Here is a 22,656-nt window from a genome sequence, read left to right as displayed (position 1 = left end):
AGAGTGCGGTGGTCCCACCTGAATCCATTCCGAACTCAGAAGTGAAACGCTGTAATGCCGATGGTAGTGTGGGGAATCCCCATGTGAGAGTAGGGCACCGCCAGGTTCAAATCAAAGGAATCCCCTGAATCGAAAGATTTGGGGGATTTTCCATTTTAGCGTTGACATTATTTTTATCAAAACTTTTTAAGATGTAATCCAAATAGATGAAATAAAAGTGTGGTGCAATTTTTAAAATTTTTTAGCATTTAGCAAGCAGTTATTTTAAATATCTTAGATATCTCTTAATATTCCATTCTTTATATTTTCCCCTTAGATTTTAATTAAGGCACTTTTTATTTTTTTCCGTAATTGGTCAAAATATTATCTATTAGCAAACAGTGTACACTGTTTTTGTTCTTTCTTGCAGAAAGAACAAATAATCCTTGGTTAAAAATAAATTTAGAGAATAAATAAAATGATTTATCGAATTGAATATACTTACCCACAACAAGAGGCTATTGGAAGTTTTCATTCTGTTGAAGCAGTGTCAGAGAAAGTTGCTATGTATAAGGCACAAGCCTTTATTTCCGAGCAATTATATTATTATTTCGATCAGGATGTTGATTTTAAGATTAAATCAATTGAATTGGTAAAATAATTAAATCTCACAGCCTTAATTTATTAAGGCTGTTTTTTAGTTGAAAAATAGGGTGAATGATGAATATTTTAAATAAATTAAAAACAAGGAAAAAATCTGTTTTAGCTGTAGTCATTATAACTATTGCTGTCATTGTTTGGAATAGTATAAGTTATAAAACGCAACTTAATATTTTATCTCAATTAGGTAGTGTTAATGCAAAATATGAGCTTATAAGTGACCTAGTCTATGGATACAAAATATCTTGTGAAGAACTTAAGGAAGTGTCTGATAATGGGTATAATATTCCACGATATAATGCGCTAGGTTGGTTAATGAAGATTTACATTGATGCCGCAAAGTCAGGCAATAAATCTGCTAGATCTAATTTATTAAAAATGGCAAATGGAAAAGGGGGAATTAGTAGGCGTCTAATTGGTTGCGAAAAAGATGATATAACGGCAAGTCAAATAGCCGCATTAATATATTTAAATGAACTTTTTGAAAAAAATCCTACAGGAATTGAAGATTGGAGTTCTTCCGATAATATTATTTCATATTCTGATATTATTACTTCTGGTGATATCATTTCATACTATTTAAACTCTTCTAAATGGAGTGATACTAAATCTCTGGATTACCAATATTATGCTCAAGATCTTATTGATAAAAAAGTAGAACTTTATAAAAATGACTTTTTAAAAAATAAAGATGAACAGGCTATTAAGAATCTGTTAGATTTAGCTTATTTAGCTAAAAATACTATTGAGGAAACAGCAAAAGAGATTTATCAATTAGTTTTACTTATGGGAGATAAGGAACAGAAAAAAGAAGCAGAGTTTTACCTCGCTATGCTGTCTTACGATAGCCATTCCGAAATGGATAAGCAGGACGGGCTAAATAAAATGCAATCACTCGCATCTGAAAATTATTCTCCTGCATTAGTATTTTTAGGAGATGATATTAAAAGATATAGTGATAATAATTCTTTGGTTCTTGCTAGAGCATATTATGAAAAAGCGAGGAAGTTCTTCAGGTGGCAGAATCGAGAATATACAAGACGCAATATTTTAACAAAAATTTATCATACATATTCTCAGGAAGAGAAAAAATATATGTATCATTTATTAGAAATAGCAGAATGTGGTAAACGTTCTACATCTGTTTGGGATGCTGATATGATTTATTGCTCACTTGATTTGGCAAACATTTACTTTGAGGTAGGTAAATATGATGAAGCCAGAACTATTTATGAAGAGATACTAATATATGATAATACGAATATGCATTCACTATCTCACTTAGCAGAAATCTATTATAAAGGATTGGGCGTTCGTCAAGATTTAGAAAAAGCAAAGGAATACTATGGTAAACTTTGCGATTTAAAAGAGCAGAAATATTGTGATTTATTCCGTGAAGTCAATGAAAAAATTCGTTAATTTTTCTGATGATTTTCTATATTAAACGTGGAACAATGGATAACTAAGTTTATTGGAGCGATAAGAAAAAGCGTTTTCCTGTTGGGGAAAGCGCTTTTTTATTATGTTATTTTTAATAAAACACTTTCATCATTCTGATTAATGTAATCCCACTTTTCGGCGGACTTTTCTCATTAGCAGAAATACCCAAGGCCATAAGATTCCTGATGCAATTGCACCGAAAATCTCTTGCCAGTTAAAGGTGGCACTATGTAAAAATAATTCCACGAGAAAAATTGAAAAGCGGATTAGGAAAACAAAAATAATGATGAGTAAACTTTGAAACCACAATGAGAGGTTGCGTAATATAAGATGATTTTTGGCGATAAAGTAAAAGACAGTAGAAAGTACCAATGCGTGTATGCCTAGGGTTGAGCCTAATACTAAATCCCATATTAGCCCTATCCAAAATGCAACGCCGATATTAATTTTATTGGGAATTGCTAGAACCCAATAGGTGAGCACTAAAACCAACCAAGCCGGTTTGAAAGCTTGAAAGCCCACCGGCCATGGGGCAAGCTCCATAACCAATGCAACGATAAAGAATAAAAAAATTGTCATCCATTGTAAAATTAAACGTAGCTGCATTAGTCTTCCTCTCGTTGCTCTTGTTGTTCCGGTGGTACTGCTTCATCTTGTAGGGGAGCTGAAAGGATTTCCGGTTCCTGGTTTTCTTTCGTATTATCGATGGGTTCTTGTTCGTCCGTCACTTTTGTTTTATGAACGGTATTATTCGCTTCATTGGCTTGGCTCTCTAGCCGTTTTTGGACGAGTTCACGCACTTCTTCCGGTGACATTGATTTCACTTTTGTCATATCAAGGCTACTTGGCCATAGCAGAAGAACATAACGTAAACGATCCAAAGAGGCGAGGGGCTTCGCTTTGACCGTGGCGAAATAATTTGAACCATTACGGGAAACACTTTGTACAATAGCCACGGGATAGCCCTCAATAAAGCGTCCACCTAATCCTGATGTGACGAGCAAATCATCTTTTTCAATATCGACAGAACGTGGTACGTTTTCCAGTGTTAATTCGTCAGTATGGCCTGTTCCACTGGCGATGACACGAACATCATTACGTAGTACTTGTACCGGGATAGAATGGGTGACATCAGTGAGTAATAATACACGGCTGGTTTCGCTGCCTACAGAAATAATTTGCCCAATGACCCCTTTTTCATCAATGACGGGTTGTCCCACATAAGCCCCATCTTTTTCACCTTGATTAATCACAATTTGCTGGCGATAAACATCGGTTTCAGCGGTTAATACTTCGGCAATTTTTTTGTATTCATCGGTTCTTAGTGGCGAGTTAAGCAATAGACGTAAACGTTGATTTTCAACTTTAAGTTGATCTAACAATAATAAATCAGCATTTTTTTCTCGAAGTTGCTCACGTAAAACTTTATTTTCAATTTGTAGTTTGTTGGTATCCACAAAGTTATCGGATACGGAGTCTAATACGGTGCGAGGGCTGTTTGCCAAATAGTATAAACCGCCAACAGCCGTTTCCATGACACTACGGGCTTTATTCATTGAGTTTTGCTCGTCAGCCAGAATGAGTACGATAGAGGCGAAAACGGCAAGCGTTAAACGGACACCTAAAGGCGGGGCTTTACCAAAAATCGGTTTCATTAAAGTACCTGAACTATTGATGGCTTAAAACAAAAGTGCGGTCACAAAAAACAACGTTTTTTGAGCGTTGGCTGTGTCAACGACCCTGACAGGGTGAGCAAACGAGCAGGCGAGTTTGGGAATAAAATCAACCGCACTTTTATTGAGGATGAATTAGAGTTCGTCACTAAAAATATCGCCGCCGTGCATATCGATCATTTCTAATGCTTCACCGCCCCCACGTGCTACGCAGGTAAGTGGATCTTCTGCGATGATAGCCGGTACGCCGGACTCACGTGAGAGTAAAATATCAATATTGCGTAGTAATGCGCCTCCTCCTGTCAACACCATACCACGCTCAAAAATATCAGCGGCATGTTCCGGCTGACATTCTTCAAGTGCGGTGCGCACCGCTGCAACAATGCCGTTTAGCGGTTGCTGAATGGCTTCTAATACATCACGAGAGGTTAATTTGAAAGAGCGTGGGGCACCTTCGGCGAGATTGTGTCCATGCACTTCCATTTCTTTAATTTCATCCCCTTCTTGAATATAAGCGGTACCGATTTCTTGTTTGATTCGCTCAGCTGTCGGTTCACCAATGACAGAACCAAAGGTTCGGCGAACATAGGAAATAATGGCTTCATCAAAACGGTCCCCGCCAATGCGCACAGAAGAAGAATAAACGATACCGTTTAAGGAAATCACCGCTACTTCTGTTGTTCCGCCACCAATATCAATGACCATTGATCCGACCGCAGTAGAAACCGGTAATTTGGCACCAATTGCTGCGGCCATAGGTTCTTCAATTAAATAGACATCGCGAGCTCCCGCACCTAAAGCGGATTCTTTAATCGCACGACGTTCAACTTGCGTTGCGCCAGCCGGCACACAAACCAATACACGCGGACTTGGACGCATAAAGTTGCCACTGTGAACTTGCTTGATGAAATATTGCAACATTTTTTCCGTCACAGAGAAGTCGGCAATGACACCATCTTTCATTGGGCGGATTGCCATAATACTCTTCGGTGTACGCCCTAACATAAGTTTTGCGTCTTTTCCCACAGCAGCAATACTTTTTGATGACCCCATACGGTCTTGACGAATTGCAACCACAGAAGGCTCATCTAACACAATGCCTTGTCCTTTTACATAAATCAGGGTATTTGCCGTCCCTAAGTCAATGGAAAGATCATTTGAAAATAAACCGCGTATTTTTTTAAATAACATAATAATTCCGTTGTTTAAATTGATTGAAAATTAGCCCGATTTTGAGCGCGAAAAAATTGTGCTAAATGTATCAAAAAATCGCTAGAGATAACAGTATTTTTATAGGGGGAAGGCATTTTGTTTTTGTCAGCATCGAAAAGATTTTTGGTTGAACCAAGGACAAAGTAGAGACGTTTTGCCATCCCAAAAGGCAATTTAGCCTTTGGAAAGCGGTAAAATATGAATTGTCGTATTTTGAGATGATTTTGAAAAAGTACTGAAATAAAGAAGAAACAAAAAATCATAAACCAAAATAAAAACGGAAACCTTCGGTTTCCGTCCTTCATCGCAAAATTTAGCTGAATGTTAGCCGCACTTAGAGATCAAAATGTTGAATTAAATCAATATGTAAACGAACATCAACATTTCCATGAGTGGCATTTGAGTAAGGGCAAACCTCATGAGCTCGAGTAATCAATTTGCGTGCTTCTTCTTCACTTAAGCCTGCCACGGTAATGGTAATGTCCAAATCGAGTCCGAATGCACCATCTGCTTTTTGTCCAATACCTACACTGACGGTTGTCGAAGATTGTGTTGGTTTCAATCCCAGTATTGGGGCAACATAGTTCATTGCACTATCAAAACAAGCGGCATATCCCATAGCGAAAAGTTGTTCGGGGTTTGTACCCTGCTTACCGCTTTCATTTTGAAATCCAACTAAATCAAAACCGATTGAACCATCATCGACTTGCGTATGTCCATCACGACCGCCTGTTGCGGTGGCGGAAGTTTGATAGAAAATTTTCATTTTTATTTTCTCCATTAAGTGATTTAAGGTGGAGATATTCTATTGAATTTCGTTTTTTAGTCATATAACATTTCTACAAAATTCTTGCCTATTTCTATAAAATTATGATGTTTTCAAAATTATTTGTTCAGCGACTTTTAAACGTGATCCCCCATAACAAAACTTATTTTTCGCCTATCAACGGTTTGATTATTCGTCATTCTCATCAGCCTTTTTGTTACGAAGGACTGATTCAGGAACCCAGTATCTGCATTGTCTTAAATGGCGAACGGTATATTCAACTTGGCGATCAAGCGTATCAATTTGATCATCAACATTATATGTTTTGCCCGGTGAATGTGCCAATGCGAGGAGAAATTAAAGTGGCGACACCTCAAAATCCTTTTTTGGTGGTGTCGATGAAAATAGATATTTCAATGATACAAAAAATTCTCTTAGAACAGACCGCACTTTTAACATTTAAAAGTGAAAAGAGAGAAGGGTTTGGACGATGGAAACTTGATGAAAACTTAGCGCAGGCATTTGAACGGCTTTTACTCTTGCACGAAAATCTAAATGATGTTCCTTTTCTTGCACCTTTAATTCAACAAGAAATTTATTATCGCTTGCTCACCGGTGAACAAGGTGAAAAGCTTAGACAAATGGTAAGTGTTGATTCAAATACCTATAAAATTTCACAGGCGACGGATTACCTACGCCAGCATTTTTGTGAACCTATAATGATTGATACGCTTGCAACATTTTGTGGTATGTCGATTTCGGGATTTCATCAGCATTTCAAAAAATTGACGACTATGTCTCCGTTACAATATCAAAAATCTTTACGTTTAATGGAAGCCAAGCGGTTAATTTCACAAGAACATTATTCTGCAAGCCAAGCGGCATTTCGGGTGGGCTATGAAAGCGCAAGCCAATTTAGTCGAGAATACAAGCGAATGTTTGGCTGTTGCCCTAAAGATGAAATCAAAAGGTCGTGAAGGAGGGAGAATATTTCTCCCTCTTCCTACATTATATAGAAATTATATGGAACGCTCGGGTTGATCTTCTCCACTCAATCGCCATTCACCTTGTGGTAAAATATCCAGTTGTTGTGAATGGAAGGATTTCAGTGTGGAGCGGTGTCCTACACTAATGATCGTCATTTGAGGCAGTTCGGCTTTTAATAGGCGATACATGGCTTCTTCTAACCCTTCATCCAGACTGGCGGTGGCTTCATCTAAAAAGGCCACTTTAGGCTTATGCAATAATAATCGGGCAAATGCCAAACGCTGTTGTTCTCCAAGGGAAAGAATACGCGTCCAATCTTGCGTTTGGGTTAAGCGCTCTGCTAGATGACCCAGAAAGACTTGTCGTAACATCTCTTCTGCCAAAGTGCGGTCGATTTCTGCTTCGTTTTTAGGATAAGCCAAGGCAGTGAGCAAACTGCCTTGTGGTAAATAGGGTTTTTGTGAGAGAAACAGTGCTTCTTGAGGACAATAAATTTTACCTAAAGAAAAAGACCAAAGCCCGGCGGCAGTACGCAATAGCGTGGTTTTTCCCACGCCTGAATTTCCTTGAATTAACAGACTTGAACCCACCGGTAAGCGGAGGTTGAGATCTTCAATGAGCGTTTTCCCGAAAGGGTTTTTAATGCTTAAATGCTCGAAAATCACCTCATTTTCAGCAGGGTAAATGGCGGTTTGAGATTCTCGGTTTGCCATATCAATGGCATAAGTAAAGCCGGTTAAACGGTCGAGGGTCGCTTTATAACCGGCGAAGTTATCATAGGTGTTACGGAAGAAAGATAAATTGGCATGCAATTTGCCAAACACCTGTAATGTTTGCATTAAATCGCCCAGTTTGATTTGTTTTTCAAAATAGCGTCCCACTTGAATTAACAGAGGAAAGACCACAGAGGTTTGGCTAACAATTAAATTGAACCCTGAGAATTTTAACATTCTAAATACAATGTCCCACATATTGCCGATAACGGCACGGAATTGGCGATAAAGTTGATGATGTTCCACTTTTTCGCCGGCATAAAATGCGATGCTCTCGGCATATTCTTTAATGCGAATGAGGGAATAACGATAGTTTGCGTTTAATCGTTCATTGGCAAAATTGAGGTGGATTAATGGTCGCCCGAGCCAAAATGCCATTAATGTGGTTAAGATGACATAGGCAAATACTAAAAAGACCATCATATGTGGGATGTTCACACCGAGTATCACCATGGGGCCTGCCAGTCCCCACAATAAAATAGTGTAAGAAATCATAGAGGTGACAGCATCAATAACGCCCGTGCTTAATGAAAGGGTTGTTTTGACATAGGATTGGATGTCTTGTTGGATCCGTTGATCCGGATTATCCAAATTCGCAGATAAATATTGCGTTTTATAATAGGCACGGTTTGCCATCCATTTTTCCACCAACTCATCATTTAGCCAAGTAATCCAATCAATCACAAAACGTTGTTCAATGTAATAGCTGACTAAAGAGGTGGAAACGGCACTGGCTGCAATCACGCAAAACAAGCCCATTTGTTGCCAAAAAACCGGTTCATTAAATTCTTGTAGCGAGGTGTACATATTGTTGTACCATTCGGAATGTATTAAACCGAGGCGAACACTCACCAAAGTAAATGCGACAATCAGCAGGAAAAGCAATAAAGGTTTAAGACTTCGTTTCGGGGAAAGATAGCCACCGGCGAATAGCCAAAATTGTTTTCCCCAATGGGTGAAACGTACCAGCAGAAAAATGCTAAAACTAAACACAACAGCGGTAATTGTCAGGGTTTTCAATATCCATAGGAGTGAAGTGATCGCTTCTTGTCCGTAATCCATAAATGCATCCGAAAAAAATAAAAGTGCGGTCATTTTAGGCAGTGTTTATGATTAAGCAAGAAAAATGTGATTAAGTTATCATTTTTTGAGTTTGATTAAGTTTTCAAAAAATCAAGTTGTTATAATCCGTTATAGGTAAATTTAATTTATGAGGTCACAATGAGTGAAATTGCAATCACGATTAGTCTCCTTGCCCTTGTTGCGGTTATTGGTTTGTGGATTGGGCATTGGAAGATTAAAGGGGTCGGTTTAGGAATCGGCGGGGTATTATTTGGCGGTATTATTGTTGCGCACTTTACCAATCAGTACGGTTTGCAACTTAATGAGCATACCTTGCATTTTGTGCAAGAGTTCGGTTTGATTTTATTTGTTTATACTATCGGGATTCAGGTCGGTCCCGGCTTTTTTGCTTCTTTACGCCAATCGGGCTTAAAGCTCAATGGACTTGCTATTTTAATTGTTATTATTGGATCGTTGTCTGTTTTTGTGTTGCATAAAGCGGCGGATGTGCCTTTAGATATTGTCTTGGGGATTTATTCCGGGGCGGTTACAAATACGCCATCTTTAGGGGCGGGACAGCAAATTTTGAGTGAATTGGGTATGCCGCAGGCCACAGCGACAATGGGGATTGCCTATGCGATGGCATACCCTTTCGGGATTTGTGGGATTTTGCTTGCAATGTGGTTAATTCGTTTGTTTTTTAGAATTAAAATTGATGAAGAAGCTCAGCGTTTCAATAAGGAAAGTGGGCAAGATAAAGAAAGTTTGCATACAATTTCAGTAAAAGTGATTAATCGTAATTTAGATGGGATTACGTTAATTGAAATTCCGGGATTTGATGATGAAGATGTGGTTTGTTCCCGTTTAATACGCGGAGAAAGTACCATCGTCCCTAAAGCGGATACGGAAATTCACCTTGATGATATCTTGCATTTGGTTGGTGATGGACAAGGATTAAAAAAGATGCGCCTTGTGATTGGCGATGAAGTTGATGTACCGGTTCTTTCCAGCGGTGGAGAAATTCGGGCTGAACGGGTGGTTGTGACTAATGAGAAAGTGCTAGGCAAAAAAATTCGTACGCTTCAGATTCATCAAAAATATGGCGTGGTCATTTCCCGTCTGAATCGTGCCGGTGTGGAATTGGTGCCAAGTGGGAATACTTCTCTCCAATTTGGTGATGTGTTGCATATGGTGGGACGTACGGATGTGTTGGACAAGGCCATTTCTATTATTGGTAATGCGCAACAGAAACTTCTGCAAGTGCAGATGTTACCGGTGTTTTTGGGGATAGGTCTGGGGGTTTTACTAGGCTCTATTCCTTTTTATATTCCCGGCTTTCCTGTTGCGCTTAAATTGGGTTTAGCGGGAGGGCCTCTTGTGGTGGCGTTAATCCTTGCGAGAATCGGGAGTATTGGAAAACTTTATTGGTTTATGCCACCCAGTGCAAACCTTGCCTTGCGTGAAATAGGTATCGTACTTTTCCTTGCCGTGGTGGGGTTAAAATCTGGGGGGAATTTTGTGGATACTCTAGTGAATGGCGCAGGGCTTGAGTGGATGGGATATGGGATGTTTATCACCTTCGTCCCATTAATGATTGTTGGGATTCTTGCCCGCCTCTATGCCAAATTGAATTATCTCAGTATTTGTGGGTTACTTGCCGGCTCAATGACTGATCCGCCAGCCCTTGCCTTTGCGAATGAAATAAAAGAAGACAATGGGGCTGCTTCACTTTCTTATGCCACGGTGTATCCGTTAGTGATGTTTTTAAGGATTATCTCACCGCAGTTATTAGCGGTATTACTTTGGGTGGCTTAGCGAGACAAGGAACTTTTTTTCTAAGATAGAGATAATGTTGAGTCAACTTAAATTGGTGTGGAGGTTTAGTGATTTTAAGCGAGTCACTTTCAACACAGGGTTGGCAGCGCCTCCCTTGGCGAGGGAGGCAGAGGGAGGGTTCAAAAGTCGTGATACTTCCTAGGCAAAATGCCGGTTTATGATCGCTATTTAGGGGATTTGAGAAAAGATAGGCAAGGATTCGCTGTTGGAAAGAAAAATCCCCCACCTAGGGTGGGGGATAATGTTAATGATGAATATGGCGTTTCATTGCCTCAGCAACGAGTTCTGCCTCCGGACCTAGAATCACTTGTAACCCGTCATTTCCTATTTTGATATTGCCTTTTGAGCCAAGAGATCTAAGTTGTACTTCATTGATATTGTTGTGATCAACTAAGGTAAGGCGTAATCGAGTGATACAGGCATCAATATGTTTGAAGTTTTCTTTCCCACCTAAGGCATCAATAAATTTGATCGCCGTTTCTTCACGAGAAGTGTTTTCTGCTACGGCCGTTTCTTCCTGTGTTTCTTCTTGATCTTCACGTCCAAGGGTTTTTAGGTTGAATACCTTGATTGCGGCACGGAATATCACATAGTAAATAGCAAAGAAAACTACGCCTTGTACAATGAGCATATACCAATTCACCGCAAGTGGATTACGAGAAGAAAGCACCATATCCACTAATCCGGCACTGAAACCAAAGCCTGCAATCCAGTGCATACTTGCTGCAATAAATACGGAAAGACCGGTTAAAAGTGCGTGAATGACATAAAGAATTGGGGCGACGAACATAAATGAAAATTCAAGTGGCTCGGTAATCCCAGTGAAGAAGGAAGCAAAGGCTGCGGCTAACATAATGGAAGCGACTTTGGCTTTTTGGCCTGGTTTGGCACTGTGATAAATTGCCAAGGCTGCACCCGGTAAACCAAACATCATCACCGGGAAGAAGCCTGCTTGATACATACCGGTTACCCCGACAGTTGCGGTGCCTTCAGCAAGGGATTTTGCCCCACCGAGGAAATTTGGAATATCGTTAATTCCCGCCACATCAAACCAGAATACGGAGTTTAAGGCATGGTGTAAGCCTACGGAAATGAGCAAGCGGTTAAAGAAACCATAAATGCCTGCACCAACTGCGCCTAAATCTTTGATTGACTCTCCGAAAGAAACAAGCCCGTTAAAAATAGGCGGCCAAACGTAGAGAAGAAGGAAAGAAAGGGCGATCATCACAAAGGCCACCACAATGGGAACGAGGCGTTTTCCACTAAAGAACGACAGGGCTTTAGGTAATTCCACCTGATAAAAACGATTATAAAGTTCGGCAGAAATGACACCAATTAAGATCCCAATAAATTGGTTGTTAATTTTGCCAAAAGCGGCAGGGACTTGGCTTGGGTCAATATGTTGCAATTGTGCGACACCGCCCGGTGAAAGCAATGTGGTTACCACATAAAACCCCACCAAGCCGGAAAGGGCTGCGGAACCGTGCTTGTCTTTGGATAAACCAAAAGCCACCCCAACAGCGAATAATAAGCCCATATTATCAATAATCGCCGCCCCTGATTTGATTAATAAGGCGGCTAATTGACTATTAGTCCCCCAACCATCGGGGTCGATCCAATAACCGATCCCCATTAATAGTGCGGCGGCAGGCAAGGCGGCAACAGGAACCATCAATGCCTGTCCGATTTTTTGTGCATAGCTTAGAACACTCATAAATACTCCTTAGATTTTTTATTCACCGATTGTAAAGGTGCTGTTCACAAGCGGTCGTTTATCTTTATTTGTGGTTATTCCACGGTTAATTTCTTACCGTCATAGCTTAACGTTTTCACCGAGGTTAAGGCTTTTCCACCGTCGGTTTCACCACCAATTAACAGCACTTTATTATCATAAGAAACGGATAATCCATAGCCGATATTCATTGGTAGCTCGCCAATAATACGCCATTTTCCATTATTAAAGGTATAAATTTCCTTATGCCATGCTTTGCTTAACCCTTTGTGAGCGTGCAACATACCTTCTTTAAATTGTTTAACCGATCCCGGGAAGTTTGCGCCTCCGGTGACTAAATAATACCCATGGCTATAACCTGCCATTGCACCGGCTAAACCATCTTGGCTTTTTCCTTCAGGGGCCGGTAAATCAGGTAGATTTTTCCATTGCACACCTTTGGCGGTGAATTGCCCTTGGTGGGTTTCTGCGGTGCGAAGTCCGGGTTTGATTTCTCCATTCACCACCATTAAATCTTTGCCTTGAATGGTAAATGCGGCACCGGCCCGACCGGAAAATGGCAGCCGACCTTCATTACGCCATTGATTGGTTGAAGGCTGATAGCTTAATAATTCCGTGGTAAAGAAATAATCTTCTGGGCGTTGATTGAAATAGGCGGCGGCGATGGCTTCTTTTTTCATTTTATCTTCGCCGGCAGCCACCGTATCTTGGAAGAAACCATTAAAGAGAGCAAGATTGGAGCCACCGACAATGTAAACCTTATCGCCATATGATGCACCGGATGAACCCACTAAACCTCGTGGAGAACGGGTTGGCAATTTTGTCCAAGTATTATCCGTTGGATTATACTGGTAGGCATCGTTTACTAATTGAAGCTCACCTTTTTCATTTTTTTGCAAGCCACCAAAGACATAAAGTTTTCCTGCTACTGCGGCTGCAACGGGCTGATTGCGTTCCCCACCCGGGAAGGTAGCAATCTCTTGCCATTGGGCGGCAGGGTCTTTTAGATTGAGGGAATAGAATTTATCGCCACCGGAACCTAATCCCACATAAACGGTATCACCGATTAACGCACCGGCTCCGCTTTTAATGCCCACAGGCAGATCCGGATAAGCCTGAGCGTTTGCAGAAAAAGTGAGGGCGGCAAAAAGTGCTGTGCATAATGCTGTTTTTGTTCGTTTCATCATAAACCTCATTTTGGTTAATGTTAGGGGGGCTATTCATAAAACAGCATTGAATAGCGTGTGATTTCAAGTGCGGTCAAAAATGAGAGTATTTTTAACCGCACTTTGGATTATCTCTCCTTTACGGAATCAACAGATTTGGTATAAAGGTAATAATTTGTGGGAACACCGTAATTAAAACCAACATCGCAAAGATAGGGACTAAGAACGGTAATACCCCTTTGGTGACGGTAGATACCGACATATTGCCGACACGGGCGACCACAAAGAGCGCCATGCCCATTGGTGGCGTTAAAATACCGATCATCATATTTAACGTAGTCATCACCCCAAAGAATACGAGGTCGATATTAAATTGCATTGCAATGGGGATAAGCATTGGCAGTACTAAGAATTGCAATGCTAAAGCATCAATAAACATCCCCAAGAAGAGCAACAAGGCATTAATCATCACTAAGACCATTAACGGCGAATCCGCCACGGCAACAAATACATCGGCAATACGCATAGCCACTTGTTCACGGGCGATCATATCGCCGAAGAAGGTCACCGTCATAATCATTAACGCCACCACACCGGTAATTGCCATGGCTTCAACACAGCTGTTGAAAAGCATTTTTAGGGTGAGCTCTTTGTAAACAAATTTTCCTATGATTACAGAATAGGTTGCAGCGACCACCGCAGATTCTGTTGGGCTAAATAGCCCGGAGAAGATCCCACCAATAATTAATAATGGCGTTAAAATTGCCCAAAATGCGCTTTTAAATGCGGTGCAAAGCTGTTCTCTAGAGGCTTTTGGTGTGCTTGGATAACCCCGTTTTTTAGAGACATAATAATTCATCGCCATTAAAGCAATAGTGATCAATACACCCGGCACGAAACCGGCAATAAAGAGCTTGGCGATGGATTCGTTGGCAATCACACCATAAATGATCATCGCAATGCTTGGTGGCACTAAAGGACCGATAATACAAGAGGCAGCGGTGATCCCTCCGCAAATGTCATCATCATAGCCGGCATCACGCATGGCTTTAATTTCAAGTTGACCTAAACCGCCTGCATCAGCAAGGGCAGAGCCTGACATACCGGAGAACAATAAACTTGCGCCAATATTCACATGACCCATTCCACCGGTATAGTGCCCCAGCAAGGCTTTGGCAAAGTTAAAGATCCGTTCTGTGATTCCCCCTGTATTCATCAATATACCGGTGAGAATATAAAATGGCACGGCAAGTAATGGGAAACTATTTAGGCTATATACCAATTTATCTGAGGCTGCATTAACAACATTCCAGCGGGTCATCGTGAAATAGAGGAGGGTTGCAATGAACAGTGACCAACCCACAGGCACCCCTAAGAACATAATGACAAGCCACACAAGCAAGGCAACATAGACGGCACTTGAGCCTAATTTCACATAGTTGGTAAAACGTAGCACTTTAAACCAGTCGGGAGCGAGGAATAAAATCGTCAGTAAAATGACCGCACTTATGATGAAAAATGTGGCAGGTAAATAGCTTTTCCCTTCTTTAAAATTATGTGCTTGGGCTTGGAAAAAACGCACCATCATCAACACGGCGATGATAGGCAATGACGCAAAAATCCATTTTTCAGAAATGCCACCCAGAGCATCAATAGGGAAGGAAGCACTCATAAAATTCCGAATACCAAAGTGAATAAAAAAGAAAATACCGATAAAAATAATGAGTTGAACAAAGGTATTGGCAATTTTTTTGATTCGCTCGGGCATCAAATTCGTTAAGAAATCAATATAGACGTGTTCTTGTTTTCTGATTGCCACACTAATTCCGAGCATCCCAACATAAACAAAAAGGAGTTTTGCAAGTTCTTCACTCCAGATGAGTGGGGATTGAAAAACTTGTCGGGAAAGAATTTGGGCGATAAGAATACAAAAGATGACGAGAAATAAAACGCCACCAATCCATTCTTCAAGTTTGTTAGCAATTTTCATACTTCACTCCATGAAAGAAGACCAAAGGAAGCAAGATGAGATGAAGTGCGTCAAATCGTTGACGCACTTGGTATGATTATTTATTGATAGCTTCAATTTCTTTTAATGCCGCTTCCCCTTTGCTACCGGTTTGTTTTACAAACTCAGCGTAAAAGGGTTTCATTGCCTCTTTAAATGGGGTGAGATCCGGATGAGTGACGGTGACGCCTTGTTTCTCAAAGAACGTCACGAGATCTTTTTCACCCTCAACAAATAATTTCGTGTGGTATTTTGCCGCATTATCTGCTGCCTCTTTCACTACTTTTTGCAGATCTTCCGGTAAATCTTGGTAGGTTTCATTACTCACCAAATAAAGTTGATCGTTCAAAATATGATTGGTCATAGCTAAGAATTTCTGCACTTCATAGAACTTTTGCGCTTGCACAGTGGCTAATGGATTTTCTTGCCCATCCACAGAATTGGTTTGAAGGGCAAGATAGACTTCCGAAAAGGCCATTGGCGTTGGGGACGCACCAACATATTTAGCGTATGCCAAATTAGTGGCAGCGTTAGGTACGCGAAGTTTAAGCCCTTTCATATCCGCAATGCTATTAATGGCACGGTTTGAAGTGGTTTGACGTGTACCGTTATAGGCTTGCGATAATAATGTCACGCCTAATTCTTTGTTCATTTTTTGAATGAGATCTTGCCCAAATTGAGTGTTATACAGGGCTTTTTGTGCCACCTCGTAATTAGAAATGACATAAGGGAGGGCAAATACTGCTGCTTCAGGATAGAACAATTGGAAACGGGCAGATTCTGCAAAAGTAAAATCAAGGGCTCCGTCTTTCAATTGTTTTAACATTGCACGGTCATCACCCAACTGTGAACTTGGGTAAAGCGACACTTCAATTTTACCACCGGATTTTTCTTTCACCTCCTTGGCGAACATTTCTGCGGCTTTATATTCATTTGATGATGTGCCGGCATTCATACCAAATTTTAAATCATAATCTGCAGCAAAAACGGTGGAAGACAGACCAAAAGTCACAGCAGTGGCAAGAAAGAGTTTGGTTAATTTCATAATGTTGCTCCTGTTGAAAACTATCGGGGTGATAGTGTTGTGATGAGAAGAGATTTGGTAAAACGGTATCCAAAGTATTTTTCGCCTTCCATTCTAAGAGTAAAAAATATTTTTTTGAATAGATTATGGAGTTTTATTTCAAATTTGAGACATTGATCACATTTGAGAAAAAATACTTCAAAAATGAATTTAAAATGAAATATTGTTTCTATATAATGCTTACCAATGATAAAAAAAGTGAGACTTTAGCGATTTCGACTAAAGCCATTCACCCGAATAAAAACGAGGAGTCTCTATATGTCTAGACTGGCAAAAGAACAGATTTTCCAACAGCTTCAAAAGGGGTTAATTGCCTCTTGTCAACCCGTTGATGAGGGACCGATGGATAAGCCTGAAATTGTGGCAGCCATGGCGCAAGCCTCTGTGATTGGTGGAGCGGCAGGGATTCGTATTGAAGGGGTGGAAAATTTAAAAGCCACTCGAGCGGTCGTCAGAGTGCCGATTATTGGCATTGTAAAACGTGATTTACCGGATAGCCCCATTCGCATCACCCCTTTCTTGCAGGATATTGAAGACTTGGCGAGCGTGGGAGCGGACATTATCGCCGTGGATGGCACTCATCGCCCTCGCCCGGTTGATTTAGAAAGTGCGGTCAAAAAAATTCATGAATTAGGTTGTCTTGCTATGGCAGACTGTGCCAATTTGGAAGAAGGGCTACATTGTCAAAAACTCGGCTTTGATATTATCGGTAGCACAATGTCCGGCTATACCGGAGGAGAAGTGCCAAAAGAACCGGATTATCAATTGGTGAGGGATTTAAAAGCCGCAGGTTGTCGGGTGATGGCAGAGGGGCGTTATAATACGCCGGAGTTGGCGAAAACGGCGATAGAAATCGGTGCGGATTTTGTCACAGTGGGATCCGCCCTGACCCGCCTTGAACATATTGTCGGTTGGTTTGCCGATGCGGTGAAGTCCGCCAAATAAAATGGCATTTCCCGCAAAAGAGGGGAAATCTTATCCCATATAAAGGAGGGATGATGCATTGTTTAGCTTTAGATATTGGTGGAACGAAAATCGCTGCCGCCATTGTTGCGAATGGGGAAATTCATCAACGCCAACAAATTGCCACGCCACAGGAGAATGCGGCGCAGGCGTTGCAACAAGCCATTGCGCAATTATTGGCGGAGTATCAAAATCAGTTTGACTATGTTGCAGTCGCCTCTACCGGTATCATTAATCAAGGAATTTTGACCGCACTTAATCCTAAAAACTTGGGCGGACTTGCCGAGTTTCCATTAAAAGCAAGTATTGCCCGCCATACTTCCAAACCTGTTGGTTTATTAAATGATGTGCAGGCGGCAGCCTATGCGGAATATCAATTGCAAGATCGTAGTCAATTAGCCAATTTTGCCTTTATTACGGTGTCAACCGGGGTTGGCGGTGGATTGATTGTCGATCATCAATTACTCACAGAACCCAACGGCATTTCAGGGCATGTCGGTCATACCTTAGCCGATCCGAATGGTCCGTTGTGCGGTTGTGGGCGGCGTGGTTGTGTGGAGGCAATTGCCGCAGGTCGAGCCATTGAAGCGGTGGCATCGACTTGGAGCGATCCTTGTTCTCCGAAAGAAGTGTTTGAACGTTTTAGAAAAAATGATGAAAAAGCGACCGCACTTGTCGCAAATTCCGCACGGGCTATTGCCAATTTAGTGGCGGATTTAAAAATTGCCATGGATATGCAAAAAATCGTGATAGGCGGAAGTGTCGGTTTAGCAGAAGGCTATCTGTCTTTGGTGCAACGGTTTCTTGAGGAAATGCCACCTATTTATCGTTGCGAAATTGAAAGCGCCCGATTGGGACAAGATGCCGGTTTAGTGGGAGCTGCCCATTGGGTTAAGGATACATTACTTCGTCAGTCTCAAAAGGTGGGTCAGGGAGCCTGTTATGCCTAAAAGTGGAAATATTTTAAATACCATCAGCTCGCTTTATCAAAGCCTAACGAAAACAGAGAAAAAAATTGCCGACAGAATTTTAATGTCGCCGGATTTGGTGGTGCAGTGTCCACTTTCGGAAATTGCCGATCATTTAGAGGTGGGGGAAGCCACTTTTGTCCGTTTTTGTCGTTCTATTGGATTTAAAGGCTTTAGCGATTTTAAATTAGAACTCTCTATCGAACTCGCCACCAAGGATAATGGCGATAATCCTTTATTGGAAACGGATATTGAGCATACAGACAGTTCGTTACATATTGCTCAAAAATTACAAAGTGCGATTTCCAATGTCGTGAATGAAACCATTAATTTGCTGGATTTTAAACAGTTGGAAAATGCGGTTTCCGCTATCCGTCAGGCAAATCGTATTTTCTTATTTGGCGTGGGATCATCAGGGATCACGGCAGAAGAAGCAAAAAATAAATTGATGCGTATCGGTTTTCAAGTGGATGCCACAGGTAACAATCATTTTATGTATATGCAAGCGGCATTATTAACATCAAAAGATGTGGCGATTGGGATTAGTCATTCCGGTTATTCGCAAGAAACTGCTCATGCCTTAAATATTGCGAAAAAAAATGGGGCAACTACCGTGGCGATCACCCATAGTTTACGTTCACCCATTACCGATTCAGCGGATTTTGTTTTGGTAAACGGGAATAAGCAGGGCAAATTACAGGGAGATTCCATCGGGACCAAAATTGCCCAGCTTTTTGTCTTGGATTTAATTTATGCCTTGCTGGTGCAATCAGAGCAGGAACGAGCGGTGGAAACCAAGCAGAAAACCCTCAATGTGATTCTCGAACAACGTATAAAATAGGAGAAAATTATGCGTGATTTAAAAGGTATTTTTAGTGCGTTATTAGTGTCATTTAACGAAGACGGATCCATTAATGAGAAAGGATTACGTCAGATCATTCGTTATAATATCGACAAAATGAAAGTGGATGGTTTATATGTAGGCGGCTCTACCGGTGAAAACTTTATGCTTTCTACGGTAGAGAAAAAAGAAATTTTCCGCATTGCAAAAGATGAAGTGAAAGATCAAGTGGCATTGATTGCACAAGTGGGCAGTGTGAATTTACAAGAAGCCGTTGAATTAGGTCAATACGCCACCGAATTAGGTTATGACTGTTTATCTGCCGTTACACCTTTCTACTATAAATTCAGCTTTCCTGAGATCAAACATTATTACGACACCATTATTGAGAAAACCGGTAATAATATGATCGTCTATTCCATTCCATTTTTAACCGGGGTGAATATGGGGATTGAACAATTCGGTGAACTTTATAAAAACCCGAAAGTGCTGGGCGTGAAATTTACCGCAGGAGATTTTTATCTCTTAGAACGTTTGAAAAAGGCTTATCCAAATCACCTTATTTGGGCGGGGTTTGATGAAATGATGTTGCCGGCTGCAGCTTTAGGTGTTGATGGCGCAATTGGTTCGACATTTAATGTCAACGGTGTGCGTGCCCGTCAAATCTTTGAATTAACCCAAGCCGGTAAACTGCAAGATGCCCTTGCGATTCAACATATCACCAATGATTTGATTGAAGGCATTTTGGCTAACGGTTTATATTTAACCATTAAAGAATTGCTTAAATTGGAGGGCGTGGAGGCAGGCTATTGTCGTGAACCAATGACGGCAAAAGCAACGCCGGAACAACTTGCCAAAGCAAAAGAATTAAAGCAGAAATATTTATAAAAAATTGACCGCACTTAGTACAATCATTCTGTCGGAATTCATTTTCTCTAAGGTCGTGTAATGTGCTAAGTGCGGTCAAACGATAAGGAATTTATTATGCGTCTTATCCCTTTACAAACAAACGAACAAGTCAGCCGTTGGGCGGCCCGTCATATTGTTGATCGGATTAACCATTTTCAACCCTCAGCAGAACGCCCTTTTGTGCTAGGGCTACCCACCGGCAGTACGCCGTTAAAAACCTATCAAGAATTAATTCGACTTTATCAAGCAGGTGAAGTAAGTTTTAAATATGTCGTCACCTTTAACATGGACGAATATGTGGGTTTACCACAAGCTCACCCTGAAAGCTATCACAGCTTTATGCATAAAAACTTCTTTAATCACATTGATATTCAACCGCAAAATATTCATATTTTGAACGGTAATACAGACGATCACGATGAAGAATGTCGCCGTTATGAGGAAAAAATTAAATCTTACGGAAAAATCAATTTATTTATGGGCGGTGTGGGAAATGACGGGCATATCGCCTTTAATGAGCCGGCATCATCATTAAACTCCCGTACACGCATTAAAACCCTAACGCAAGATACGCTAATTGCCAATTCCCGTTTCTTTGATAATGATGTCAATCAAGTGCCGAAATATGCCTTAACCATTGGGGTAGGCACTTTATTGGATGCAGAAGAAGTGATGATTTTGGCGACCGGACACCAAAAAGCGCTTGCTGTGCAAGCTGCCGTGGAAGGAGCGGTGAACCATATGTGGACCGTCAGTGCATTGCAGCTACACCGCCACTTTATTTTGGTATGCGATGAAGCCGCACAGCAAGAATTAAAAGTGAAAACCGTAAAATATTTTAATGAATTGGAACAACGCGCTATTCATAGTGTGTTATCGTAGTTCACCATACCGCACGAAAGTGCGGTTGTTTTTTTGATGATTTTAGGAAGACAAAATGAAATATGCATTAGTGAATTCGGTGATTTACACCAAATACGAAGTATTACACAATTTTGCGGTGGTGATTAACGGGGAACTTATCGAAGCCGTTATACCGCAAAATGAACTTGAGGCAGGCATTAAAACTATTGATTTACAGGGCAATAATTTAACCGCCGGTTTTATTGATCTTCAACTCAATGGTTGTGGCGGTGTGATGTTTAACGATCAAACCACGGTGGAAACCTTAGAGATTATGCAAGCTACCAATTTAAAATCCGGCTGTACCAGTTTCCTCCCCACTTTTATTACCGCCCCGGACGAAGGCATTAAAAGAGCGGTAAACACCATGCGTGAATATTTAACCCAGCATAAAAACCAAGCACTCGGGTTACACATTGAAGGGCCTTATATTAGTGTGGAAAAAAAAGGCGTGCATCGCCCGGAATATATCCGTGAAATTTCCCCAGAAATGAAAGATTTTCTGTGTGAGAATGGCGATGTGATTACTAAGATCACCATTGCCGCAGAAAACCCGACTTCACAATATATTCCTGATTTTGTCAAAAGCGGTATTATTGTTTCTATTGGGCATTCTAATGCTGATTATGAAACTGCAAAATCTGCTTTTCGTAAAGGGGCAACCTTTGCCACTCATCTGCATAATGCGATGTCGCCCATCAGCTCCGGTAGAGCAATGGGGGTTGTGGGGGCTGTGTTAGATTCCGATATTTATACCGGTATTATTATCGATGGTGTGCATGTAGATTATGGCAATGTCCGAATCGACAAGAAAATTAAAGGCGATAAATTATGTATCGTTACCGATTCCATTGCTGCTGCAGGGGCAGGCCCGGAATTAGAAAGTTTTACCTTTGAAGGCAAAACCATTTATGTGAGAGAAGGGCGTTGTTATGATATTAACGGTACTATTGCAGGCGCTTCGATTACTATGATGGAATCCATCAAAAATGTGGTGGAATACGTGGAAATTCCCCTTGCCGAAGCGATTCGAATGAGTAACCTTTATCCGGCTCGAGCTATCGGCGTAGAGGATCGTTTGGGTTCGGTAGAAAAAGGCAAAATCGCCAATCTTGCCGTATTTACCCCAAATTATGAGGTGATCGGCACTGTTGTTAACGGAGTATGGAAAGAAAATTAACCAACCGGGTTTTTAGATAAGAAAAAATAAATAAGGCGAATTTTTTAATTCGCCTTCTGTTAATTTTGAGTGTTATCTTTTGATGTATCTATTTTTTTACCAATGACAAAAATACCGGCAATAGCAGCTAAAACGCTGATCATTACTGTTGCACCTAACCCCGCCTCTCCAGAGACAACGAGATAGAAACAAAAGGCAGCAACAATAATAACACTTAACATACCGAACCATAAGCCAAGATCTTTTTGTTTGCTAGCCCGCAAATTTAATAAATACCGTTCTTGTTTCGCTTCTTCTGCATATTTCATTACACGATCACCAAAATTGGGAATGTGTTTCGAATATTCTGCCACATCTCTTGCTGGAGGTAAGGGACCACGGTGTAAGGACATAGCTTGTTGTACAATAATTGTTTGAGCAGCTTCAGTATTTAAGACTTCAGTAAGCAGCTCGGGATCTTTAACGACTACATCTACAATTTCATGCTTATTTTCTGTATGGGGCTGTACTAGAT

General features: G+C 40.9%; 21 protein-coding genes and 1 rRNA gene. 11 read left to right on the top strand and 11 right to left on the bottom strand.

Translation table 11 applies throughout. The annotated features are described in order from the left end of the window. From rrf to BKK50_RS12820, 3 genes are all read left to right on the top strand, one after another. A 5S ribosomal RNA gene (rrf, locus tag BKK50_RS05420) occupies positions 1-106 on the top strand; the annotation flags it as partial. A 351-nt stretch (positions 107-457) separates the two neighbouring features. Then, complete coding sequence (locus BKK50_RS05415; RefSeq protein ID WP_077416076.1) at positions 458-640, top strand: hypothetical protein; 183 nt, start codon at positions 458-460, stop codon at positions 638-640. 56 nt (positions 641-696) lie between these two features. Further along, entirely contained in the window at positions 697-2,058 is a 1,362-nt protein-coding gene (locus tag BKK50_RS12820) for a tetratricopeptide repeat protein (protein ID WP_244149419.1), read from the top strand. A gap of 138 nt (positions 2,059-2,196) precedes the next feature. Here the strand turns inward: BKK50_RS12820 and mreD are convergent, their stop codons facing one another. The 5 genes from mreD to BKK50_RS05385 all read right to left on the bottom strand — a co-directional run bounded on the left by mreD (position 2,197) and on the right by BKK50_RS05385 (position 5,730). After that, a complete protein-coding gene (gene mreD / locus BKK50_RS05405; protein WP_077416073.1) occupies positions 2,197-2,685 on the bottom strand; it encodes a rod shape-determining protein MreD in 489 nt (162 codons plus the stop codon). Then, positions 2,685-3,734: a rod shape-determining protein MreC gene (gene mreC, locus BKK50_RS05400; protein WP_077416071.1), complete on the bottom strand. Its 1,050-nt coding sequence runs from the start codon at positions 3,732-3,734 to the stop codon at positions 2,685-2,687. The genes mreD and mreC overlap by 1 nt, the downstream gene beginning before the upstream one ends. A 153-nt stretch (positions 3,735-3,887) precedes the next feature. Further along, complete coding sequence (locus BKK50_RS05395) at positions 3,888-4,943, bottom strand: rod shape-determining protein (RefSeq protein WP_077416069.1); 1,056 nt, start codon at positions 4,941-4,943, stop codon at positions 3,888-3,890. A gap of 14 nt (positions 4,944-4,957) precedes the next feature. Continuing rightward, on the bottom strand, positions 4,958-5,125 hold the full coding sequence (locus BKK50_RS12435) for a hypothetical protein (RefSeq protein WP_158074653.1): 168 nt from the start codon (positions 5,123-5,125) through the stop codon (positions 4,958-4,960). A gap of 173 nt (positions 5,126-5,298) precedes the next feature. Beyond that, positions 5,299-5,730, bottom strand: a complete 432-nt coding sequence (locus tag BKK50_RS05385; protein WP_077416065.1) for an organic hydroperoxide resistance protein — start codon at positions 5,728-5,730, stop codon at positions 5,299-5,301. A 104-nt stretch (positions 5,731-5,834) separates the two neighbouring features. Between BKK50_RS05385 and BKK50_RS05380 the strand changes: the two genes are divergently transcribed. After that, positions 5,835-6,707: an AraC family transcriptional regulator gene (locus BKK50_RS05380; protein WP_306291884.1), complete on the top strand. Its 873-nt coding sequence runs from the start codon at positions 5,835-5,837 to the stop codon at positions 6,705-6,707. Positions 6,708-6,749: 42 nt separating this feature from the next. On the opposite strand, the gene BKK50_RS05375 is transcribed toward BKK50_RS05380, so the two are convergent. Further along, complete coding sequence (locus BKK50_RS05375; RefSeq protein ID WP_077416062.1) at positions 6,750-8,552, bottom strand: ABC transporter ATP-binding protein/permease; 1,803 nt, start codon at positions 8,550-8,552, stop codon at positions 6,750-6,752. Between the two features lie 159 nt (positions 8,553-8,711). On the opposite strand from BKK50_RS05375, the gene BKK50_RS05370 reads away from it, so the two are divergent. Next, positions 8,712-10,367 (top strand): putative transporter, encoded by a 1,656-nt coding sequence (locus BKK50_RS05370; protein ID WP_077416060.1) that lies wholly within the window; start codon positions 8,712-8,714, stop codon positions 10,365-10,367. Positions 10,368-10,632: 265 nt separating this feature from the next. On the opposite strand, the gene nagE is transcribed toward BKK50_RS05370, so the two are convergent. From nagE to BKK50_RS05350, 4 genes are all read right to left on the bottom strand, one after another. Continuing rightward, entirely contained in the window at positions 10,633-12,102 is a 1,470-nt protein-coding gene (gene nagE, locus BKK50_RS05365) for an N-acetylglucosamine-specific PTS transporter subunit IIBC (RefSeq protein ID WP_077416058.1), read from the bottom strand. A gap of 74 nt (positions 12,103-12,176) precedes the next feature. After that, the gene (locus tag BKK50_RS05360) at positions 12,177-13,304 is read right to left on the bottom strand and encodes an N-acetylneuraminate epimerase (protein ID WP_077416056.1); all 1,128 of its coding nucleotides are present in this window, start codon (positions 13,302-13,304) and stop codon (positions 12,177-12,179) included. Positions 13,305-13,425: 121 nt separating this feature from the next. Then, complete coding sequence (locus tag BKK50_RS05355) at positions 13,426-15,276, bottom strand: TRAP transporter large permease subunit (RefSeq protein ID WP_077416053.1); 1,851 nt, start codon at positions 15,274-15,276, stop codon at positions 13,426-13,428. Positions 15,277-15,352: 76 nt separating this feature from the next. Further along, a complete protein-coding gene (locus tag BKK50_RS05350; protein ID WP_122983430.1) occupies positions 15,353-16,342 on the bottom strand; it encodes a sialic acid TRAP transporter substrate-binding protein SiaP in 990 nt (329 codons plus the stop codon). A gap of 294 nt (positions 16,343-16,636) precedes the next feature. Here BKK50_RS05350 and BKK50_RS05340 point away from each other — a divergent pair, with 294 nt between their 5' ends. From BKK50_RS05340 to nagA, 6 genes are all read left to right on the top strand, one after another. After that, complete coding sequence (locus tag BKK50_RS05340) at positions 16,637-17,323, top strand: N-acetylmannosamine-6-phosphate 2-epimerase (RefSeq protein WP_077416047.1); 687 nt, start codon at positions 16,637-16,639, stop codon at positions 17,321-17,323. A 53-nt stretch (positions 17,324-17,376) separates the two neighbouring features. After that, on the top strand, positions 17,377-18,291 hold the full coding sequence (locus tag BKK50_RS05335) for an N-acetylmannosamine kinase (RefSeq protein WP_077416045.1): 915 nt from the start codon (positions 17,377-17,379) through the stop codon (positions 18,289-18,291). After that, positions 18,284-19,150 (top strand): MurR/RpiR family transcriptional regulator, encoded by an 867-nt coding sequence (locus BKK50_RS05330; protein WP_077416043.1) that lies wholly within the window; start codon positions 18,284-18,286, stop codon positions 19,148-19,150. Before BKK50_RS05335 ends, BKK50_RS05330 begins: the two co-directional genes overlap by 8 nt. Before the next feature lie 9 nt (positions 19,151-19,159). After that, on the top strand, positions 19,160-20,038 hold the full coding sequence (nanA, locus tag BKK50_RS05325; RefSeq protein ID WP_077416041.1) for an N-acetylneuraminate lyase: 879 nt from the start codon (positions 19,160-19,162) through the stop codon (positions 20,036-20,038). A 96-nt stretch (positions 20,039-20,134) separates the two neighbouring features. Then, a complete protein-coding gene (nagB, locus tag BKK50_RS05320; RefSeq protein WP_077416039.1) occupies positions 20,135-20,941 on the top strand; it encodes a glucosamine-6-phosphate deaminase in 807 nt (268 codons plus the stop codon). Between the two features lie 55 nt (positions 20,942-20,996). Beyond that, a complete protein-coding gene (gene nagA / locus BKK50_RS05315) occupies positions 20,997-22,142 on the top strand; it encodes an N-acetylglucosamine-6-phosphate deacetylase (protein ID WP_077416037.1) in 1,146 nt (381 codons plus the stop codon). A 59-nt stretch (positions 22,143-22,201) separates the two neighbouring features. On the opposite strand, the gene BKK50_RS12430 is transcribed toward nagA, so the two are convergent. Next, positions 22,202-22,656, bottom strand: a 455-nt coding sequence (locus BKK50_RS12430; protein WP_077416034.1) for a hypothetical protein, incomplete at its 5' end; no start/stop codon positions are given.

Source organism: Rodentibacter rarus, from assembly GCF_001998965.1.
GTDB classification, from domain to species: Bacteria; Pseudomonadota; Gammaproteobacteria; order Enterobacterales; family Pasteurellaceae; genus Rodentibacter; species Rodentibacter rarus.
This window is presented reverse-complemented; position numbering and strand designations above follow the sequence as displayed.

What these genes read in the sequence shown, in the direction of transcription:
- mreD (WP_077416073.1), bottom strand. Translation starts at nt 2,685, where the DNA reads ATGCAGCTACGTTTAATTTTACAATGGATGACAATTTTTTTATTCTTT.
- BKK50_RS05360 (WP_077416056.1), bottom strand. Translation starts at nt 13,304, where the DNA reads ATGAAACGAACAAAAACAGCATTATGCACAGCACTTTTTGCCGCCCTC.
- BKK50_RS05330 (WP_077416043.1), top strand. Translation starts at nt 18,284, where the DNA reads ATGCCTAAAAGTGGAAATATTTTAAATACCATCAGCTCGCTTTATCAA.
- BKK50_RS05355 (WP_077416053.1), bottom strand. Translation starts at nt 15,276, where the DNA reads ATGAAAATTGCTAACAAACTTGAAGAATGGATTGGTGGCGTTTTATTT.
- nagE (WP_077416058.1), bottom strand. Translation starts at nt 12,102, where the DNA reads ATGAGTGTTCTAAGCTATGCACAAAAAATCGGACAGGCATTGATGGTT.
- BKK50_RS05340 (WP_077416047.1), top strand. Translation starts at nt 16,637, where the DNA reads ATGTCTAGACTGGCAAAAGAACAGATTTTCCAACAGCTTCAAAAGGGG.
- BKK50_RS12435 (WP_158074653.1), bottom strand. Translation starts at nt 5,125, where the DNA reads ATGGCAAAACGTCTCTACTTTGTCCTTGGTTCAACCAAAAATCTTTTC.
- BKK50_RS05370 (WP_077416060.1), top strand. Translation starts at nt 8,712, where the DNA reads ATGAGTGAAATTGCAATCACGATTAGTCTCCTTGCCCTTGTTGCGGTT.
- mreC (WP_077416071.1), bottom strand. Translation starts at nt 3,734, where the DNA reads ATGAAACCGATTTTTGGTAAAGCCCCGCCTTTAGGTGTCCGTTTAACG.
- BKK50_RS05335 (WP_077416045.1), top strand. Translation starts at nt 17,377, where the DNA reads ATGCATTGTTTAGCTTTAGATATTGGTGGAACGAAAATCGCTGCCGCC.
- BKK50_RS05415 (WP_077416076.1), top strand. Translation starts at nt 458, where the DNA reads ATGATTTATCGAATTGAATATACTTACCCACAACAAGAGGCTATTGGA.
- BKK50_RS05385 (WP_077416065.1), bottom strand. Translation starts at nt 5,730, where the DNA reads ATGAAAATTTTCTATCAAACTTCCGCCACCGCAACAGGCGGTCGTGAT.
- BKK50_RS05380 (WP_306291884.1), top strand. Translation starts at nt 5,835, where the DNA reads ATGATGTTTTCAAAATTATTTGTTCAGCGACTTTTAAACGTGATCCCC.
- BKK50_RS12820 (WP_244149419.1), top strand. Translation starts at nt 697, where the DNA reads ATGATGAATATTTTAAATAAATTAAAAACAAGGAAAAAATCTGTTTTA.
- nagA (WP_077416037.1), top strand. Translation starts at nt 20,997, where the DNA reads ATGAAATATGCATTAGTGAATTCGGTGATTTACACCAAATACGAAGTA.
- nagB (WP_077416039.1), top strand. Translation starts at nt 20,135, where the DNA reads ATGCGTCTTATCCCTTTACAAACAAACGAACAAGTCAGCCGTTGGGCG.
- nanA (WP_077416041.1), top strand. Translation starts at nt 19,160, where the DNA reads ATGCGTGATTTAAAAGGTATTTTTAGTGCGTTATTAGTGTCATTTAAC.
- BKK50_RS05375 (WP_077416062.1), bottom strand. Translation starts at nt 8,552, where the DNA reads ATGGATTACGGACAAGAAGCGATCACTTCACTCCTATGGATATTGAAA.
- BKK50_RS05395 (WP_077416069.1), bottom strand. Translation starts at nt 4,943, where the DNA reads ATGTTATTTAAAAAAATACGCGGTTTATTTTCAAATGATCTTTCCATT.